This is a genomic window from Pedobacter paludis (genome assembly GCF_003173575.1).
Taxonomy (GTDB): Bacteria; Bacteroidota; Bacteroidia; order Sphingobacteriales; family Sphingobacteriaceae; genus Pedobacter; species Pedobacter paludis.
Genome location: NZ_QGNY01000003.1, coordinates 574,809 through 595,275, shown reverse-complemented (window position 1 = coordinate 595,275; position 20,467 = coordinate 574,809). Strand labels below are relative to the sequence as shown.

At 41.7% G+C, this 20,467-nt stretch carries 12 protein-coding genes; 8 read left to right on the top strand and 4 right to left on the bottom strand.

The annotated features are described in order from the left end of the window. Positions 1-274 precede the first annotated feature (274 nt). Complete coding sequence (locus DF947_RS10785) at positions 275-721, bottom strand: hypothetical protein (protein WP_109929693.1); 447 nt, start codon at positions 719-721, stop codon at positions 275-277. 135 nt (positions 722-856) lie between these two features. On the opposite strand from DF947_RS10785, the gene DF947_RS10780 reads away from it, so the two are divergent. The 8 genes from DF947_RS10780 to DF947_RS10745 all read left to right on the top strand — a co-directional run bounded on the left by DF947_RS10780 (position 857) and on the right by DF947_RS10745 (position 15,931). Further along, positions 857-1,357, top strand: a complete 501-nt coding sequence (locus DF947_RS10780) for a S24 family peptidase (RefSeq protein WP_109929692.1) — start codon at positions 857-859, stop codon at positions 1,355-1,357. A gap of 883 nt (positions 1,358-2,240) precedes the next feature. Beyond that, entirely contained in the window at positions 2,241-3,371 is a 1,131-nt protein-coding gene (locus DF947_RS10775) for a FecR family protein (protein ID WP_109929691.1), read from the top strand. 221 nt (positions 3,372-3,592) lie between these two features. Continuing rightward, entirely contained in the window at positions 3,593-6,958 is a 3,366-nt protein-coding gene (locus DF947_RS10770; RefSeq protein WP_158526260.1) for a SusC/RagA family TonB-linked outer membrane protein, read from the top strand. 4 nt (positions 6,959-6,962) lie between these two features. Then, entirely contained in the window at positions 6,963-8,381 is a 1,419-nt protein-coding gene (locus DF947_RS10765; protein ID WP_109929689.1) for a RagB/SusD family nutrient uptake outer membrane protein, read from the top strand. Positions 8,382-8,437: 56 nt separating this feature from the next. Further along, on the top strand, positions 8,438-9,760 hold the full coding sequence (locus DF947_RS10760; protein WP_109929688.1) for a thioredoxin family protein: 1,323 nt from the start codon (positions 8,438-8,440) through the stop codon (positions 9,758-9,760). Position 9,761: 1 nt separating this feature from the next. Continuing rightward, positions 9,762-12,146 carry a glycoside hydrolase family 2 protein gene (locus tag DF947_RS10755; RefSeq protein WP_109929687.1) on the top strand — a complete coding sequence of 795 codons (2,385 nt, stop codon included), beginning with the start codon at positions 9,762-9,764 and terminating at the stop codon, positions 12,144-12,146. Continuing rightward, entirely contained in the window at positions 12,143-13,300 is a 1,158-nt protein-coding gene (locus DF947_RS10750; protein WP_240615363.1) for an aldose epimerase family protein, read from the top strand. The genes DF947_RS10755 and DF947_RS10750 overlap by 4 nt, the downstream gene beginning before the upstream one ends. A gap of 15 nt (positions 13,301-13,315) precedes the next feature. Continuing rightward, entirely contained in the window at positions 13,316-15,931 is a 2,616-nt protein-coding gene (locus DF947_RS10745; protein ID WP_109929686.1) for an alpha/beta hydrolase family protein, read from the top strand. Between the two features lie 104 nt (positions 15,932-16,035). On the opposite strand, the gene DF947_RS10740 is transcribed toward DF947_RS10745, so the two are convergent. The 3 genes from DF947_RS10740 to DF947_RS10725 form a co-directional block, all read right to left on the bottom strand. Next, on the bottom strand, positions 16,036-16,260 hold the full coding sequence (locus DF947_RS10740; protein WP_146202906.1) for a hypothetical protein: 225 nt from the start codon (positions 16,258-16,260) through the stop codon (positions 16,036-16,038). Positions 16,261-16,627: 367 nt separating this feature from the next. Continuing rightward, a complete protein-coding gene (locus tag DF947_RS10730) occupies positions 16,628-17,122 on the bottom strand; it encodes a TlpA family protein disulfide reductase (protein ID WP_109929683.1) in 495 nt (164 codons plus the stop codon). Then, positions 17,119-20,316, bottom strand: a complete 3,198-nt coding sequence (locus DF947_RS10725; RefSeq protein WP_109929682.1) for an NAD(P)/FAD-dependent oxidoreductase — start codon at positions 20,314-20,316, stop codon at positions 17,119-17,121. The genes DF947_RS10730 and DF947_RS10725 overlap by 4 nt, the downstream gene beginning before the upstream one ends. Positions 20,317-20,467: the final 151 nt, after the last annotated feature.

Below are 20,467 nucleotides of genomic sequence, written 5' to 3'. Positions count from 1 at the left end.
ATAGATAGTACTCAATAGCCCACACAATACCTTCAAAATCATCTAAGGGCATGTTAACACTTTGGCGATCCCATGAACCATCACCATTCTGCATTATCGCCCAAGATATATCATTACCTACACGGACATGCCAGCCATTCCAACTAATAAGCGGCTTATATATCCAAACCTCACCTCCTTCAGTGTCTGTGAATCGAAACTCCAACATAACCAAATATAATAGAAAAGGCTGGGCAAAAACCCAGCCTTCCACTATAAATTTAGACCCGACAGCTTAAACACCCTTCTTCTCATGCTGCTTAAGCCTTTCAATCAATTCGGCCTTCTGATACATCATTTTAGCCATCTGTTGCCTCATTTCATCCTCAAACATTTTTATAAACTTAACCACGTCATCTACGATTGATTGCGGAGCAGAAAGGTAAAGCGCTTTTAGACGCATTTTAAGTAGCTGATCTGTCCCATATGGTATACCTTCCGGGTTAGTTGATTTAGCATGAATCCCAGGCTGCGGATCACTCTCCTTATCAATCAACCATTGCATTGCGTCTAACCCGTCTACACATAGGTATATTGCGTCTAAAAGCCCCTTCCTAACCTCCACAAACCTAGTATGCGCTTCTTTTCGCTGGGTAGGGGGCACGATCGCAACCCAGTTCTTATCCCTTAACGCAATAATGGTTTCGGATACATGTTGTTCAAGTTCTTGTAAGTCTTTCATTTGAATTGTTTTAAGCGAAATTATTGCCTGAAACTTTGGGAAAAAACCTGTAACTGTAGGGGATTTTTCCCCTTTTTAAAACCGCTTTAAAAGCCTTGGTAACTCTTAAATATATTAGCGATATCATCATGTGATATGCTCAGGAACAATGATGTTGCTCCTGTTGAAGTAATTCCGGTAGGTAACCAGCGGGGAAAATCTGTGATTCTTCAGTCTCAAGCCGTCCCGGTGTATGATCTTAAGGCTACAGCGGGCATTGTGGAATTAATTAGGGACAACAATTCTGGAACACACATCCCTATTGACTATTTGTATGTCCCTTACCTGCCAAAGTGTGATGGAGCACTGACTGTACGTGGTGATAGCATGTATCCGCTTTTGAAGTCTGGGGATATGGTATTGTACAAGGAAGTTAAAAACTACAATAACATCATATGGGGGGAAATGTACTTGATAGCAATCAATAACGATGGAGATGAATTTTTCTTCGCAAAGTATCTACAAAAGGGTAGCACCGCGGAGCATATCAAGCTGGTTTCTAGGAATGAACACCACCAGGAGAAGGAATTCCCGATTCGCAGTATAACCGCTCTGGCATTAGTAAAAGCTACGATCCGCATTAACACCCAATCCTAAAACGAATAGTCCAAATTTTGACCCATTAAAACCCCAAATAAGGACTAAATTAAGACCATATCCTGCAAATGATTGATTTTCAGCGATATGCATAATATCGTAGGGAATGTGTTTTGTCCTTATGGGGTATCTAACGAGGAATATTCCTGATTTTTGTATTGATTTTTTCACTATAACCCTATTCAAATGGCTGTCCGTTTAACCCATTTTTGTCACAGCAACTGTCACCCCAACTGTCACCCCAACCACAAAAAGGGGATTTTTCCTGTATGAGAATTTTCCCCGTTTTTAACTGGGGATTTTTCCTGTTTTTTGCCAGTTTTAAGCGGCTTTAAAGCCTCATTCCGGTTCAGTTTAATCCAGAAATTAACCCTATTTGCACATTAGGTTAATTAGCCCGATTAATAGTTTACCTGATATTAACCCAGAATGGAACTTTTGGGACGTTTCGTTTTTGCTGACATGGCATAAAAAAAGCGGCGCAAAGCCGCTGTAGTTGTGCGTTCTCCGCACTTTTTTATTTACTGTATTCTGGGACACTTCGTTTTAATGCCCCTAGAAAGTGCTGACCGGGTAAGGAATTACAAAAGGGCCTGATCATCCGTACGGTGAAAGAAAACCGGTATACTTTAAAACTGCAATCAAAACAATTCTATCCCTCAGCAAGCCCATGTTCCACTGTTCGGAATAAATTCGGGTGCTGGAACTCTATTGCGATTCTTTTGAGACCCAAAAGGCGCTGAAAATATCTAAATAAATGTTCACGATGTCAGACGAACGTGGAAGTCAGATGGAGATTACCTCACTGTTAAAAAAATATTAATTCCTTCTACCACTACCGGGCTACCATTGCGTATTAACATTATATAGCCCCAGACGCGTAATGGAAACCAGTGACAAAAAGTTGAAAGAAACCCTTAAGAAATTCGAAGTGGGAACATCCACCCCGGATGAACGCAAGGTCATTGAGCAATGGTACGCGCATAGATCCGCAGAGATGGAACATACTGAAGACAATGGTGAATACATTTATTATAAACACCGTATCTGGGATCAGTTGAACAATAATAACAATAGGCGCTTCTGGACCAAAATTGCTGCAGGAATGATGCTGATTCCGATGGCCGTCTACCTGATTTACTATGCCGATCACATCGTTAAGCCAAATACCGAACATCAACAAATCACAGATATTGCCCCGGGGTCCCAAAAAGCGATCCTGGTTTTGCCGGGAGGAAAAAAGGTTACGCTCGATTCATCCAATAGCTCCGCGTTATCAAAAATCTCTGCTCTGAATCATGAGCAGAGTACCCGCGGCGCAATCACTTATAAAAAGGGTCTAAACGATCAGCATACCGAAAACCACCAGATCATTACGCCAAGGGGTGGAACCTACCATGTTACGCTTTCCGACGGAACAAGGGTATGGTTGAACGCCCAGACAAAATTAAGTTATCCTGCATCCTTTAGCAGCGGCATCAGACAGGTGACCTTGATCGGCGAGGCTTATTTCGAAGTGGAGAAAGATAAAATGCGGCCTTTCCAAGTGATCACTTCCGGCCAGATCACTACCGTTCTGGGCACCCATTTTAACATCAAAGGCTACCCCGACGAAGATAATATCCATACTACTTTGCTGGAAGGAAAGGTAAAGGTTTCAGATAAACAATCCTTTGCAGTTCTGAGCCCCGGAGAAGAGTCGATAAGCTCTGATGAAGACCCGATCAGAATCCAAAAAACTGATACAACCCTTGCCAGCGCATGGCATTATGACCGTATTCTTTTTAAAAAAGCTACCATTAAAGAAATTCTTGCGCAGGCCTCCAGATGGTATGATTTCGAAGTAAGTTATCCCGATGGCGTGCCCACGGGAACATTTAGCGGCGGTATGTCGAGAAAGTCCAAACTGTCGGCCCTTCTGGAAATATTGCGCTCCAGTGGAATAGCCTTCAAAATAGAAAAATTAGAGAACAAGACGATTTTGGTCGTACATAAAAGCGAACACAAAATGTAATGAGTCGTCCCTTAATAGAGTTAACTAACCAAGTCAAACCCATAAAATCAAGGCCTATGAAGAACAAAATGTAAATGTCAATCGAGTTATAATGATAGTGAATCCATCCCAAAAAAAATACCGGAAGCGATCTGACCTGCTCCCGGTAATATCTCCATAAAGGAGATGGGATGGTTCTAGTAAACGCACCAACGTTAACCAAAAAACCAACAAACAAAAATATGAAATATTTTATTTATTCCTCCTGGCTTGGCAATCAGCTGAGGCACGGGGTAATGAAAACCTTTATCGTCATGAAGCTGTCCCTTCTCATCACGGTCATAGCGGTTCTGAATGTAAAAGCTGCAGCTAATGCGCAAAACATCAGCATTAACGTGAAGAACCAAACCATCCAGGAAATCTGTAAAGAGATAGAAAAGCAAAGCGGCTACACTTTCTGGTATAGTGATGAGCTTAACCTGCAAAAAAAACTGAGCATAACACTAAACCATTCTACCCTGACAGATGCCCTCGATGCATGCCTAAAGAAACAAGGCTTCGATTATCAGCTAATCGACAAGACAATTTTGCTTAAAAAAAAGGAAGAAAGTATAATCGATAAGGTTAAAAATCTCTTCAAACGCATCAACATCACCGGGAGGATTACGGATGAACAGGGAAATGCCATTCCAGGTGTAAATGTAACGGTAAAGGGTACCAATGCTATAACTACAACGGACAATGCCGGAAAATATAATATCGAAGCGGATGAAAATGCCATTCTGGTATTCACTTACGTAGGCTACGAAATACAGGAAACACCCGTAAACAATAGAAAAACCATTAACATCCGGTTAAAGGCAAGCGACAACCAACTGGATCAGGTACAGGTTATCGGTTACGGCACAACAACACGTCGACTAAGCACAAGCAATATCGGTAGCGTGAAGGCAGAACAAATAGCCAGGCAACCCGTTAGCAATCCATTGCTTGCACTCCAAGGGAAAGTTCCAGGTTTATCCGTTACGCAGACGAGTGGGTTTGCAGGTGCAAATGTTGACGTTACCATTCAGGGTCTTAATAGCCTTAGAAAAGGGAATGACGCATTCTATGTGATAGACGGTGTTCCATATAGTCCCCAACAAATATCTACGCCTGTTACACCAACATACTATCCTGGAAGTTCAACTGCAGGAGCCCCCACTGGGGGAAGTGCACTAAATTTTATCAATCCAGCGGATATTGAGAGTATCGAAATATTAAAAGATGCCGATGCAACAGCAATTTATGGATCAAAAGCAGCCAATGGAGCAATATTGATCACGACCAAGAAAGGAAAGATAGGAAGGATGAAGGTGGATTTAAACATGCAGAGCGGGATTGGAGAAGTGGCCAAAGAGATAAAACTTTTAGGTACCGAGGACTATCTCAAAATCCGCAGAGCAGCATTAGCTAATGATGGCACTGCGATAGGAGCAACAGATTATGACCTGAACGGCACATGGGACCAGAATACCCAACATAACTGGCAAAAGGAACTTATCGGTAATACGGCCAGTTTTACCAATCTTCAGGCGAGTATTTCCGGGGGGACGGAAAATGTCCAGTACCTTATAGGTGGAGGTTATTTGAGGGATGGCAGTGTGATGTCTTCCAAATTTAACGATACCAAGGGAAATGCACATTTCAATCTCAATGTAAAATCTCCAAACCAGAAAATCGGTGCCAACTTAACAGTGAGTTATTTACAGGATCTTAATAAAATGCCTACGGCGGATTTTACGGGATCAAGCTACATTCTGTTAGCTCCTAATTCACCACAACTGTATAACGAAGATGGAAGCATCAACTGGGCACCATTGCCAGGAAATCCTAATTCCTCAACATTCAGTAACCCCATTGCAGCTCTTGACAGGAGTTATATTTTTCGGACAACAAATATCATATCGAATGCGGGGATATTTTATAACATCATACCGGGACTCGTTCTGAAAGCCAATATAGGCTATAACCGTCTCCAGTCACAGGAAGACCTGCTTAATCCACAATCAAGTTATTCACCCTCAATAACAACAAATTTACGATCACATAATTACGCAAACAAATATGTCAACTCCTATATCGTGGAACCGCAGTTGACCTATAATCGAAATACTAAAATTGGACATTTTGAATTCTTGCTAGGTGGTAGTTTACAACAAAGCGACAACAATTTAAAAGCATTTAATGCAAGCGGTTTTGCGACGGACGGACAACTGGAGAACATGCAGGCAGCATCTACCATCACAGCCAGTGCAGCGCTTCAAAGCAGGTACCGCTATTCAGGTATTTTCGGTAGGGTTAACTACCGGCTGAAAGATAGGTACATTTTGAACATATCGGCCAGACGGGATGGCAGTAGCCGATTCGGTCCTGAAAATCTCTTTAATAATTTTTACGCACTTGGAGGTGCCTGGATATTTTCTGAAGAGTCTTTTTTAAAGGAATCTCTGGGTTTTATTAATTTCGGGAAATTACGCATAAGTTACGGTACAACAGGTAACGACCAGATAGGGGATTACCAGTTTTTAAACCTTTACAACAACTACACTTCGGGAATAGGTGTTCCCTACCAGTCGACTGTCGGTCTTTTGCCAACCGGGCATAGTAATCCCTACCTGCAATGGGAGGATACCAACAAACTTAATATTGGAATAGACCTTGGATTCTTGAAAAACAGGATCCTTTTTAACTTAAATTATTTTAGAAACCGCTCAGCAAATCAGTTGCTTCCTCAGCCACTTCCTGCTTATACCGGCTTTGCATCTGTCACAAGTAATCTTCCAGCTGTAGTACAGAATACCGGCCTGGAGATGACGCTGGAGGCTTCGCCAATAAAAGGTAAAAGTTTCAGATGGGAAACCTCTCTGGTACTTACCATACCAAAGAATAAGCTTGCATCCTTTCCCGGACTTGAACAGAGTACGCTTGCATCCCAGTATGTCGTGGGGCAGCCTATTAACGTCCTACAGCGTTATAATTACGCAGGAGTAAATCCGCAGACTGGACTTTATGAATTCTGGAAGGCCGATGGCACACTTACGACCTCACCGGTAGCCCTTACTGATAGGACTGTACTTGTAGACTTAAACCCCCAGTATTATGGAGGCTTTAATAATAACGTAACATACAAATCACTTTCATTAGATTTTACCTTCCAGTTCGTCAAACAATTGGGTGAAACATTTAAATACGGCTTTGGCGGACCAGGTAGAATAAACAATAACGCTCCTGTGAATTATCTCAATTATTGGAAGGCCCCTGGTGATCAAGCAGAATTTCAGCGACCTAGTTTAACAAGTATCTCCTCTACTGCATATTCAAATTTGCGAAACAGCAATGCCATTTATGACGATGCTTCTTTTATTCGCCTGAAAAATGTATCCCTAAGTTATTCCCTCCCACAGTCATTCCTCAAAAGGATTAAAATCCCCAATGCGGCGGTATTTCTGCAAGGCCAGAACCTGCTTACAATCACTGGTTATCAGGGCCGGGATCCCGAGAGCCGAAGCACGTTGGGACTTCCGCCGTTAAGGGTTTATACAATTGGCATACAACTAAGTCTTTAAAAAAATGGAAACAAAATCTTTAAAATATCACAGCTCAATACTTATATGTTTTGTCGTGATTAATATCCTATGTGGCTGTAAAAAGTTTATCGAGGCAGATACTCCTGTTACCAGTACCAATTCGGCAAATGTATATAACGAAAATAGCACAGCTGCTGGAGTACTCACAGGCATATATGCAAAAATGAGCAGCCGTTTCGCATTTAATGATATTACCTCAATCTCCGCTTATGTTGATCTTTCTGCAGACAACCTTTCGCTTTTTGATACCTCAAATGCAACGTACTTTTCGTTCTACCAAAATGCTCTTCTCTCTCAGAGCTCACCGTACTGGAACAACCTTTATACTTACGTTTATTATGCCAATGCCGCAATTGAGGGACTTAAAAATTCAGCGACATTAACACCAGCAGTTAAACAACGTGCACTTGGAGAGGCTTATTTTATCAGAGCGTTCTGCTATTACTATCTGGTTACCTTGCATGGTGACGTTCCCTTAGTGTTGACCACCGATTATGCTGTAAATGCATCGCTAACACGTTCACCAGTGAATGATGTCCTTTCCCAGATTATGAACGACCTTGAACTTGCCAAACAGTTGCTTGATGCCCGTTATGTTGATGCCACACTGCTAAATACAGGTACCGACCGGGTGAGGCCGAATGCCAATGCGGCACGGGCATTATTAGCCAGGGTTTTGTTGCTTAAAAAAGACTTTGCAGGGGCAGAGCGCGAGGCAACGGAAATCATTTCACAGACAGGTATATATACATTATCCGCGTTAAATGGAGTTTTTCTTAAAAACAGCAGTGAGACGATCTGGGCCTTACAGCCCACGAAGACCAATGTCAACACTGATGAAGGGAATTTGTTTATCCCGCCAGCTGGTGGGTTAGGGGCACTTAACCCTTTTATCTTGAGCACTGATTTACTCAATGCTTTTGAAGCCGGGGACAATAGAAAAATGAGCTGGACAGCGGCGATCACCCAGGGGGGGAAGACTTACAATTATCCCTTCAAATACAAAATTAAGACCAATAGTACTATAACTGAATTTACCATTGTCCTCAGGCTTGCAGAACAATATCTCATCAGGGCAGAGGCACGGGCTGAACTTAATAACATCCCTGGTGCCCAGTCTGATCTCAATGCAATAAGAAGCAGGGCCGGGCTTGGAAGTACAACTGCTGGTAATATTGCTGATCTCAAGACTGCAATATTAAGGGAGAAGCGAGTTGAAATGTTTACCGAATGGGGCGAGCGATGGCTTGATCTGAAACGAAGCGGAAATATTGATGCAGTTATGACGGCCTACGGACCTGCCAAAGGAATTCAATGGAAACCCCACATGTCCCTATTCCCCGTATTACAGGCAGACATTCTAACCAATAACCAGATCACACAAAATCCGGGCTACAACTAACAAAAGATCGGATACGCATAGGGTGGTGTTTTCCGCCACCCCTCAATCTTTAAATTATGAAAAAGATAACAGTAATTACCATGTGGTCAGTTATGGCCACGAACTTCCTATTTGCGCAAAACCAAACAGGGATACATTTTTTGAACGCTAAAAATATGCAGGAAGTACTTCAAATGGCAAAAAAGGAGAACAAGGCCATTTTCATCGATGCTTTTACCACCTGGTGTATCCCGTGTAGAAAAATGGACGATTCAACTTATACCGACCAAGAGCTCGGAAAGTATATGAATGAAAATTTCGTTTCGATCAAAATCCAGATGGATAGTACCAAAAACGATGATGAATCTATAAAATCCTGGCGCAGCTACGCTAAGACACTGGAGAAACAATACAGCATTTATTCTTACCCAAGTTTTATCTTCCTTGATGTTAACGGTAATCTTATCAATAAAAATGGTGGGTTAAAACGTCCGGTAGCGTTTCAGAGACTTGCTAAAGAATCGCTTGAAAATGATCAACGAATAAAAGAGCTCGCGCAAAGATTCCGAAATCAGCAACTATCTCTTCCAGAGGTTAGGGAACTTGCAATATTTGCCAAAAAGCTTAAGCAAGATTCGATTTCAAAGGCAGCTTCCCGTTTCTACAAAAATCAATATATCGACAAGAGTGAGCCGAATAATATCTTGGATAAGGAGACCTTATTGTACATCATTGATTTTACGAAGGATTTTACACTGGATGATCCGATAGTTAAGTACCTGTACCAGCATCCTGGTACATTGGAAAAGCTAGCTCCCAATACCAGTACAACTAGACTTGTCAATTCTTTTGTAGTCAGGGACTATATTTACCCTTATGCTTATAAGAACGGGAATACAAAGTTGGGGGCAGTTGAACATGAGCCTGATTGGATTTCTATCGGAAAAAAAATCGCCGCCAAACTTGATCAGAATACTGCAAAGAACGCAGTACTTGATGCTAAATGCCTTTATTACGCTCAAACAAAAAACTGGAAAGCAGCAGCTGATGCTGAGCTTGAAAGGATAAGGAAGAACGGCGTCAAACTTAATACCCCTATAGAGAAACAATCGAGCAACATCATGTTGTGGGAGGTTTTTTTCGAGCAAACTGATGATGTCAAAAAACTGAACGAAGCCACGGGCTATATGAAACAGATACTGGATTCAGAGCCTACGGCACCACCTTATATCGATACCTATGCAAATTTGCTATATAAATTAAAGCGTAATAGCGAAGCCGTAGAGTATGAAAAGCAAGCCTTGGATATAGCTACCAAGAACAGAGATAAGTCACAGATTGCACTTTATAGTGAAACCATCGAAAAAATGAAGAAAGGCATTCCTACCTGGACAAAATAACATGAAAAAGATTTCATTACTGTTGCATACAATAGTTTTACTAACAAGTTCAAACTTATGGGCGCAGGCTAACCGAAATACTATTTCCCCTCAACTGAAAACGAGGTGGACTAATGAGGTAGGCCCTGAAAGTTTAAACGCAGAATACCCCCGTCCCCAGCTCACCCGAAACTCCTGGACAAACCTCAACGGGCAATGGGACTATACGATCACCAAAACCAACGAGCAGCCAACATCATGGCAGGGAAAAATATTGGTTCCCTATCCGATAGAATCCAGCCTTTCACGCGTTAAAAAGAACCTCAAAGTAGACGAGGCGCTTTGGTACAAAAGAACTTTTAATTCAACGCTCTCAAAAGGCAAACGTCTACTGCTCCACTTCGGAGCGGTAGACCAGTTGGCCACTGTATTCATCAACGGCAAAAAAGCCGGTGAACATGCGGGAGGCTATACCGCTTTTACCTTTGATATAAGCGACCTGGTGAAGGAAGGCAATAACGAATTAACGGTAAAGGTCCTTGATCCAACTGACCGGGGCATTTACCCACATGGTAAACAGGTCTCAAATCCAGCCAATATCTACTATACGGCCTCGTCAGGTATCTGGCAGACGGTATGGCTGGAGACTGTCCCTGATCATTACATCAGCGATATCAAAATGACACCTGATATCGACCGCGGTGTGCTTTACCTGACCGTAACAGACAAAGAGGGCAATGGTGAGGGAAAAAACGGGGCTTACACTGTATCGGTGATGGACAAACGGGAACAGGTTGCTATGCTTACTGGCCAGACCGGAAAGTTGATCGAAATCCCGATAAAAGATGCAAAACTATGGAGCCCCTCTTCACCGCACCTATATGACCTTACGATCAAAATGGGAGAGGATGAGGTCAAAAGTTATTTTGGTATGCGGAAAATCTCCGTTGCCAGGGACGAACAGGGCATTGAGCGAATTATGCTCAATAACAAACCCTATTTCAACCTTGGAACACTTGACCAGGGATTCTGGCCCGACGGGCTGTATACCGCGCCCACGGATGAAGCGCTTGCCTTTGACATCAAAGCTATCAAAGCTATGGGCTTTAATACCATCCGTAAGCACATCAAGGTGGAACCTGCCCGTTGGTACTACCATGCCGATAAAATCGGTATGCTGGTATGGCAGGATATGGTCAATCCCCACCAGGGCCTACCGGAAGGTGCTAAAAAGGCATTTGAACAGCAGAGCAGGGAAACCATCGACCAGCTTAAGAATAGCCCCTCTATTGTCGCCTGGGTACTCTTTAACGAAAAGTGGGGCAGCTATGATCAGCAGCGCCTAACCGATTGGATCAAAGAAACGGATCCAAGCAGACTGGTAAACGGACATTCCGGTGAAATCCTCTACGTAAACGAGAAATTACGTAGCCCTTCACCGAATGCCTATGTTTCGGCCAGTATGACCGATGTCCACGCTTATCCCAACCCGATGATGCCCTTAAAACAACCGGGCAAGGCCCAGGTAGTCGGGGAGTTCGGAGGTATCGGGGTCTTTGTACCCGGGCACCAGTGGAACACCAATACCGCCTGGGGATATATCCAGGAGAAACCTGCTGCGCTTATCACCAAATATTCCATGATGAACCTCGACCTGCAGCTTATGAGGGACAAAGGCCTATCGGGTAGTATTTACACCCAGCCATTTGATGTGGAAGGGGAGCAGAATGGATTAATTACCTATGACCGTGAAATCATCAAAATACCATTCGAAAAGCTCCGTGAAATCCATGCCGCGCTGAACCCCGATATCGGCCGTTTTGAGCAGGTAAATATCAAGGAAATGGACCTCACCGATCCCGTTGAGAAATATGAAAAATCTTACAGGGCATATCTTTCAGGACACAAAGAAAACAGCTCGATCGTGAACCTTGCAGAGATGGCTAAGCAATCGGGCGACAATACGGCTGTGCGTTTACTCACCGAGGATTTTATCAAGGAAAAAAACACTGCTTTTTCAGATGAGGATCTCCGCTTCATCTATCATGTGAGCGAATCTGTAAGCGACCCGGGATTTACGGTTATCCTACAGCAACGCGAAAAACTCAATGTACTGATGGGCGGAAGAAAGGCTGATAACAAGATCATGAATGCACTTTACCGCGATCATATTGAGCCTTACGCTACTCTTCAGAATGGACCCGACTGGAAAACAGCAGAGGAAAAGATTACACCATATGGCACCATCGGTAAAGAAATCCTGCTCAGGGCAAAAACCATCCACTATCTGAACAAAAAAGACTGGGACAGTTACCGGCCCGTAGCCAGGGAATACCTCAAATCATACGCACAGTACCTGACTTCAAATGAAAAGCATATGCTGGAAAAAGCGCTGGACAACCCATGAGTGAAATAGACAACGAAGCTACTTACAGAGAAAACCAAATGATAACCAAATATCAGTTATTCAGTATGGCTACTGCCATGCTGATATTCATTAATTGTATGGAGACACCAAAAAACATAGACTGCAAAGACCCAATGAGAACTATGCAGATAGATTGTCCTGAGGAAAAGATATTTACCATAGTTAACGGTAACGGCATGCGGGCAAAGTTCTGCAACTATGGCGCCAGGCTGATGTCGCTAATGGTACCCGATAAAAATGGAAAGCTTATCGATGTGGTCATGGGCTTTGATGAACCTGAGGATTACCAGAAGTCTACCGAACCCTATTACGGTGCAACCATAGGCAGGTACGCCAATAGAATCAACCAGGGGAAATTCAGCATAGACTGCAATGAATACCGGATCACTTTGAACAATGGAAGCCATGCCCTCCATGGCGGTGAAAACGGCTTTCAGGAAAGGGTATGGGAAATGCACCAGATCACCGACAGTGTTATCATTGCCCGCCTTCATTCCCCCCACATGGATGAGGGCTTTCCGGGAAACCTTGATGTGAGCGTTAAATTCACCCTCACCAAGATGAACCATTTAGCCATTAACTACGAGGCTACAACTGATTCGCCCACTGTTGTTAACCTGACCAATCATGCTTTTTTCAATCTTAACGGATCAGGCTCTATCCTAAAACACACCCTGCAGATCAATGCTGATGCATATACACCGGTTAACAGCGAACTTATCCCTACTGGGGAAATCGCACCGGTGACCGGTACACCGTTTGATTTCCGCATTGAAAAAAACATTGGCAGCCATATCAACGACAATGATGTGCAGCTTAAAAACGGCAAAGGATATGACCACAATTTCGTACTTAACAAAAGCCAGGTTCTGCCGGTTGCGAAAGTAAAAGGAGATAAGAGCGAAATCATCATGAGAATTTACACCACTGAACCTGGATTGCAGTTTTATTCCGGAAATTTCATGCAGGGAAAAAATAATCTTAAGACCGGTCCAGATAATTATCGTACAGCATTCTGCCTGGAAACACAGCATTTTCCCAATAGCCCGAACCATCCGACATTTTCTACCACAATTTTGCGTCCTGGTGAGACTTATTTAAGCAGAACAATCTATGCCTTTACAAACCATTAACAGATTAATATTATTATGACTATTATTAAATACAAAACTGTGATAATTCTGTTGAGTGTCTTATTTTCTAGTAAAGCAGTTGCGCAAAAGATAAACCTTGATCTCAACAGTTACAAAACTATTCCAATAATTGGACCAGTCAAAGTTTCTCCTACAGGCGATTTCGTTACCTATCAGATGAAAACAAACGATCAGTCCGAAATTGTATTAAAATCAACCAATAATGATTGGCAGGCAAAGTTTTCTTCTGGGAGAAATCAAAAATTTTCTGATGATGGCAGATTCTTTTTCGTGCAAGAAGGCAACCTTGTAAAACGCGTAAATCTACAAACCAAGACCCCGACTGTCGATAATATTGGAGATGCTGACGAATTCAAATTAAAGCATTACAAAAGTTTCCATTATTTAATACTTATAAGCAGTGTCAAGAGTAAAGTTACAATCTGTAATCTGAAAGGAAATATTATTCTCGAACTTGATGATGTCATACCATCAGAAATCGATCAATCTGAAAGATATGTCTTTGTCAAGAACACTAGTAAGATTAATCGGAAACAATCATTGAAGTTGATTGATCTGGCGAATGTTGAAGTACATGATATATTTTTGGGGTATCCAGTATCCAACATAGTGATTGATAATAAGGCAGAGCAAATAGCATTTATCGAAAAAGAATCGCCAAAAATAAAGAGACTTTGGACTTATGCAATTAAATTGAAATGGCTTAAGAAACTGCTCTCTGATGAAAACTTTCCTCAACCTTTTGGACTTGAATTTAAAAATGCGTTAAATCTGCGTTTTTCGAAAGATGGTAGGAAGTTGTTTTTCTTCATGCAAAAAGATCATCCACCTGTCAGTCCGTTTCCAGGTCTATTGGAAATTTGGAAATACAACGATATTAATTTGGTGGATAATTTCTATGGTTCAAAATACAGCAAAGGATCGCAACCAGATGATCGGGATTATCTATGTTCGATTACAATCAGTTCATCCAAGTTTGAACAGATAAATGATAGTTCAGAAACAATAGTTAAAGAAAGTTATAAACCCAATGCGAATAAATTTTGCATCATAGCCAAAAGAGCTGACATTCCAATATGGAAACTTGATGTTCCAACTGCATACTATTTGGTTAATTTGGATAATAACACGAAGACGCTCATTGCTATATATAAATCCAAAATGCTTGACGTTATTGTCTCGCCCACTGGTAAGTATATTCTCTACCATGATTACTTTTCCAACTCTTATTTTTCAATCAATACTGAAACAGGAGCTTCTTATAATATTAGCAAAAAAATCAAATCTCAACTTACTAAATATGTTCTATACGACGAATATATTCCACTTAAAACTACATCATGGCTTGAAGATAATAAACGGATATTGATAAACTCGAGGTACGATTTATATCTGGTAGACTTGGAAAATCGTACTTTACCTGTAAATCTAACTCATGGAATCGGCGAAATTAACAAGGAAGTTTTTAATGTTCTAAACTTTCCAGAAAAATCATCAGAACTTATCGACCCCGGTAGGTCTTTTCTTGTGAAATCTATGAATTTGACCACAAAGAGAGTCTCATTTTATACTGTCAACATATCTAAATCTTTATTTGAAAAAAAATTTTCTGATGATATTTATATAGATGGTGCAGAATTCCCTTATAGTGATCTCAGTCCAGCAGCTATTGATCAATCCAGGAATAATTTGAGCTGTGTATTTAGGGTAGATCGGAAAGGGCACTACCCAAATCTTTTATTCAGCAAAAATTTGCACGATTTTAAATATTTGACAGATTTCAAGTTTGATAGTAATTACAATTGGATTCGTTCTGAACTACACGAGATCGTTCAAGATGGTAGATCTTACCAAGGGATTCTATTTAAGCCGGAATCATTTGACAGTAGTAGGCTGTATCCCGTGATATTTAATGTTTATCAATTGAAAAGTAACCTGCTAAATAAGTTTATATTCCCAAAAGCATCTCCTGGTGATATTAATATTCCACATTTGGTTAGCCAAGGCTATTTGGTTTATCAATTTGACATGCCTATTAATCCCGGTGCAACTGTCAAAAGTATTATGAACGCTACCGGTGCTGCAATTAATAATTTGGATAAACTTCCTTATGTAGATAGAAACAGGTATGGGATTTCTGGATCTAGTCTTGGCGGGTTTGAAACTGATGTAATTATTTCTCACACGAATAGATTTAAAGCTGCGTTTTCTGGATGCAGTCTAACTGATCTAGTTAGCGGTTACACCGATGTACTTTCGATTGGAATAACAAAAAAAGGGGTTATTATGTATGGAGGATACAAGATGGAAAATCAATTAAGCGATGACTTTTCATCATATGTAGATGCTTCTGCTATATATAACACATCAAGAATTAATACACCATTGTTGATGTACCATAATTCCCAGGATGATGAGATTGATTTTAGACATAGTAGGACATTATTTCTTATGCTTAGGGAACAAAATAAACCAGTATGGTGGTTGAATTATGTTGGAGAAAAACATGGCATTTCAGCTGAGGATTCAAAAATTGATCTAGGAAATAAGGTTAAGGATTTCTTCGATCATTATTTAAAAGATAAACCAATGGCAGACTGGATGAGATAGCAAACTAAATGGCGACTGTTTAAATAGTGACAGTCGCCATTTGACGAAAAAGAAAACGAATCAACTACATTTTTGTTAGGATTATTTTCTTTTGAAATTCACAATTACTCAGCTGGCCATGCAGTTAACGGACCGCATGTAGTGGTAGTTGTTGTGGATGCGAATTCATAAGCAACTGGTGGATTAGCGTTCGGCTCCGTTGTGCGGTCGAGAACTTCTACAGTACATGGTCCATCAATTTCGGCCGTAGAATAGATTTTGAGTTCAGGATTACGCGCTTTAAATGCGAAACTGATCCCTGCTACTGCAACCAGTGCGGTAGTCAACATTAAAACTTTAGTCTTTTTCATTTTGTTTAATTTTAATTGTTCGTGAAAGAATACCTAGTATGAGCTCAAATTTTAGGTTTATGAAAAAATCTTGGTTCAGTAATTTAATTCAGCCCTTAAGACAATTGGTGCTATGCGATTAGCCAAGCCCTCATGGGTCCGCATGTCAGCGTAGTGGTCGTAGAAGCGAATTCATAATCCTTATGACGATTGGCGTTAGGCTCTGTGGTCCTGCCGTTTATTTCGAGCGTACATGGCCAACCCTGTGCAGGCGCGATATAAATTTTAAGATCAGGATTCCTTGCTTTGAAGGAGAGGGATAAGCCTGCAACCGCTACTATCATGAAAGTGGCGAGAACAATCTTTTTCATGATTCAGAGTTTTTATCTGAGAGAATAACTTTCGGTTCAATTTCCCCTCTAAAGGATTTGATAAACTTTCTGTCTTTGCTATACAATACAATAAAAGGAAATGATCGGATGGAGAAATGGCTTGCCAGATTTCTATCAGAGTCGACTGCAATGGTTACATTCTCCAATTCAGCGTAACCCGATTGTTTTCCATATTCATTCACCTCATCAAAATTTCTGTTCCAGGTAACCATTAATATTTTTCTTTTTTCCAGTAGCCTACTTTCCTTTTTCATTTCTATTAATTCCTTCTGGCAATGCGGACAATCCGTGCTGAAATAGAATAGTAAAAATGCTTCTCCCCTGCTCCATTCCCTGGTATCCATCACTTTTCCATCAAGCGTCGTCAGCGTGGATTCGGGGAAGTTTTCGCCTGCACGGTTCGTGTTTCCTTTCTTTAATCCACAGGACTGGATCAGAACAATAGATATTAAAATAAATATGTATTTCATTGTTGAAGGTTTAACACATGCCCATCTACCGGCGAAGTATCAAGTTTCTGCCTTTGTTCTTTTAGTTTTCCCGACGTATCATAACGTAGGATTGCATCTAACCAGATAAAAATTGAGACCGAGCAACAAATAAATCCGAATAGCTGCATTCGTAGGGATACCGGTGCCGCATATATACTGAAAAACATATTAGCAAGCCATATAAGCGTCAGCAGGCCCCATGCCTTTGCAATCTTTGACGGAATGTTTTTCCGCATGATCAGAAAAAGACTAAAACCAACCATCAGATACACCGCGTTCAACATTCCGACTACCAATGGCATCCATTCCAGTATCGTCACTTGATGCCGGCCCCGTTCAGGGAATTTTACCGAGTCATATCTGAACCATGATTTTGCAATGGGCATGATTGAATCCTGTCGCGTGTTGTACATGGAAAGGAATTCGGTGGGAGGGGAATAGAATTTTAAAAAATTCGGGTACAGATAATAGAGCAGAAATTCCCTCGGATACCGTTTGATCAGTTCATTTCCGTAATCGCCATATAAATTTCCTGCTTTTGACCACATTATAGCCTCACTTGCATTCATATTGTTCCTGCCGAATGTTTTTTTCATGTAAACTCTTAGTGGTGATGTGCTGTCCCACATATAAAATGTAGATGCCAATAGCCTCTCCTGAGGAAAACGCCCAACATTGCGTGTAGAATCAATGTAGTTTCTCACATCGTTGTCAATTCCCGTGTACTTTCCTGGAAGATGGATCCTATCCTCTGATTCTACAAAGCGATAAGCATTTATTGCGTTGTTTGCGATCTGCCACCCTGAAAACGGGGAGAATTGGTATATGCCAGATATCCTCTGATAGCCCTTTTGGGTCGTCTGTACGAACAACATTATCAAAAGGCACCCTGCGATAAAACCTGAAAGTTTCCATACCATCATTTTTCTTCCACCCAGCATGATTCCAATGAAGGATATACACGGGTACCAGAGGGCGTTATAACGGACTGTAAATGCCAGGAAGATGATAAGCGAATGTGTTAGAATTAAACTTCTGGACGGTCTGTAAATAATACCTAAAAGTGTTGTAACCCAAATCAGGCTCAGTGTGAGGAACAAGCTGTCACTTGATACATAATTCGCCACATAGTAAAAAACCGGATTACAACATGTCAGCAGTGTAACCGTAATCTTCAATATGCCTGACGCAGATGTGATAAAGAACATGCGCATTAAAAAATATAATATCGAAAGCTGGAGCATCATAAATTGTAGCGATACCAAATACAGATCCGAACTGGTAAAAACACTTACCAAACGGAGGAATCTAGGGTAACCAATCGGGTAAGTATGTATGGAAAAGTTATTAGCTGCTGAAGTAATATACTCATATGAATCTCCATTGATAAAAGCTGGAATCGGATAATACCACTTAAAAACGCCCCACATCGCCGCACAAAAACCTAAGACTACTAAACACAAGTTCCTGTTTTCTTTCCTCAGGACAAATGCCCGGAAACTTTCCGGTTCCCGTTCTTTTTCCTTTTCCTGATTTCCCAGGGCAGGCAAGGCATCCACCGGTTTTTCAACACCGTTATTTTTAGAAGCATCGATGACCCTTTCATGGTACTCCTTCTCGGTGTTGATTTTCCAGATATTATCCTTCGCCTTCTCCCCGGAAATGATATTATCTACCGCTGTCATAGCTGTCAGCATCGAATGATCGGAATTGTTGTATTTGTGCATGCCGTTCCTTCCGATAAGAAAAAGATTTTCGAAGCTGTCCAGGTAAGTCCTGACCTGATCAAATTCACCATAACTACCAAAATAAGCTGGATATGCTTTTTCCATCCGGATGACGCAGGTATCCAGAACATCTTCCCTGGCCGCCAGATTTATTTTCGTCAGCTCAGTTACCGCAAGAGCAGCAATCTGATGATTGGACAAGCTCCAAAACGCGTCTCCCGACTGGCAGAAAAATTCCATTCCCAGCCACACCGTATCAGGATCTGCCACCATATCTGGGGACCAGTTATTAAAAAGCTGTAACCTTCCCACCTGCACGCTGGCATCCTGGATATAGATCCAATTGTCCGCTAAATTGATTGTCTTTCTCCCAATGCCGTCAATAGCTGTAGATAACCGGTTGAGCAATACCCCAACGGTGATGAAATCACGGTATTCAAGTCCCTGAGCCACAATCCTCACCTGCTCGGGTACACCGCCCGATAGCCCCTGTACCAGTTCTTTAACTGGCATGGTACTGAAGAAATAATCTCCTGACAGGCTGACTTTCTTTCCGTCATTTAAGGCACTCTCCACCTGAACAATCGAACCCTCCTTCTGCATGATTGAAGTCACCTTATGTCCAAAATGTATCTCTCCGCCCATTTCGAGCACCGAACGAGCCACTTCTTCCCATAACTGACCTGGTCCAAGCCTAGGATATAAAAACTGCTCAATGAGGCTAGTTTCGATATTTTTCTGACGAATGCTTTTTTCGCTATTTCCAAATGCAGCATTTAAGGCATGCTTAAGTGCTTTAGCAACGTCAAGCCCCTTGATACGTTGCGCTCCCCACTCTGCCGATATCTCCCTGCAGGATTTACCCCACACTTTTTCGGTGTAGGACCGAAAGAAAAGTTTATACAGGTAACGCCCGAAACGGTTTATAAAAAAATCCTCCAGACTTCGTTCCTGACGGATTGGAAATATACTGCTGTACAGATATGAAACACCAACGCGAAATGTCCGCCACAAGCCGAGATTTTTAATGGTCTGAAGATCCATTGCAAGCGGATAGGAAAAAAAGCGGTTCAGAAAATATATCCGCGACAGCCGACGGCGTACGAGCATTGCCTTTCTCTTCGATGTAGTTTCATCATGTTCTTTAGGCGTAACTGTTGCGTTGCGGTTATGATAACGGATCTCAAATTGCTCCAGTGCGTCATTTTCCAAAGGCATAATGTTCAGCCAGAAGTCCATCACGCGCTGGGATTTAGAAAAGAAACGATGTCCACCGATATCAATCCGGTTACCCTTATATACTACGGTCTTGGATATACCACCGATGTCGTGTGACTGCTCGATGATAACGGGGATGATGTCTGTCCTGGTGAGAAGCTCATAGGCAGCAGTGAGCCCTGCAGGACCAGCGCCGATAATCACGGCGTGTTTCCTTTGCTGGTTCATAAAAACATTTTTATCCTATCTCTTAAAACGGAAGTGCTGAACTGGGAAATCAGTCTGGGCAAGAACATCGCGGTATATCGGCATATCAAGTTTACATTAACTGGGCCGCGACTGGGGAAGAGCTGTTATCCGGGTTCTGATCGATGGAGGG

Excerpts from the sequence above, each read along its gene's own strand:
- DF947_RS10750 (WP_240615363.1), top strand. The coding sequence starts at position 12,143 with ATGAGTGAAATAGACAACGAAGCTACTTACAGAGAAAACCAAATGATA.
- DF947_RS10730 (WP_109929683.1), bottom strand. The coding sequence starts at position 17,122 with ATGAAATACATATTTATTTTAATATCTATTGTTCTGATCCAGTCCTGT.
- DF947_RS10760 (WP_109929688.1), top strand. The coding sequence starts at position 8,438 with ATGAAAAAGATAACAGTAATTACCATGTGGTCAGTTATGGCCACGAAC.
- DF947_RS10775 (WP_109929691.1), top strand. The coding sequence starts at position 2,241 with ATGGAAACCAGTGACAAAAAGTTGAAAGAAACCCTTAAGAAATTCGAA.
- DF947_RS10725 (WP_109929682.1), bottom strand. The coding sequence starts at position 20,316 with ATGAACCAGCAAAGGAAACACGCCGTGATTATCGGCGCTGGTCCTGCA.
- DF947_RS10755 (WP_109929687.1), top strand. The coding sequence starts at position 9,762 with ATGAAAAAGATTTCATTACTGTTGCATACAATAGTTTTACTAACAAGT.
- DF947_RS10740 (WP_146202906.1), bottom strand. The coding sequence starts at position 16,260 with ATGTTGACTACCGCACTGGTTGCAGTAGCAGGGATCAGTTTCGCATTT.
- DF947_RS10780 (WP_109929692.1), top strand. The coding sequence starts at position 857 with ATGCTCAGGAACAATGATGTTGCTCCTGTTGAAGTAATTCCGGTAGGT.
- DF947_RS10745 (WP_109929686.1), top strand. The coding sequence starts at position 13,316 with ATGACTATTATTAAATACAAAACTGTGATAATTCTGTTGAGTGTCTTA.
- DF947_RS10785 (WP_109929693.1), bottom strand. The coding sequence starts at position 721 with ATGAAAGACTTACAAGAACTTGAACAACATGTATCCGAAACCATTATT.
- DF947_RS10770 (WP_158526260.1), top strand. The coding sequence starts at position 3,593 with ATGAAATATTTTATTTATTCCTCCTGGCTTGGCAATCAGCTGAGGCAC.
- DF947_RS10765 (WP_109929689.1), top strand. The coding sequence starts at position 6,963 with ATGGAAACAAAATCTTTAAAATATCACAGCTCAATACTTATATGTTTT.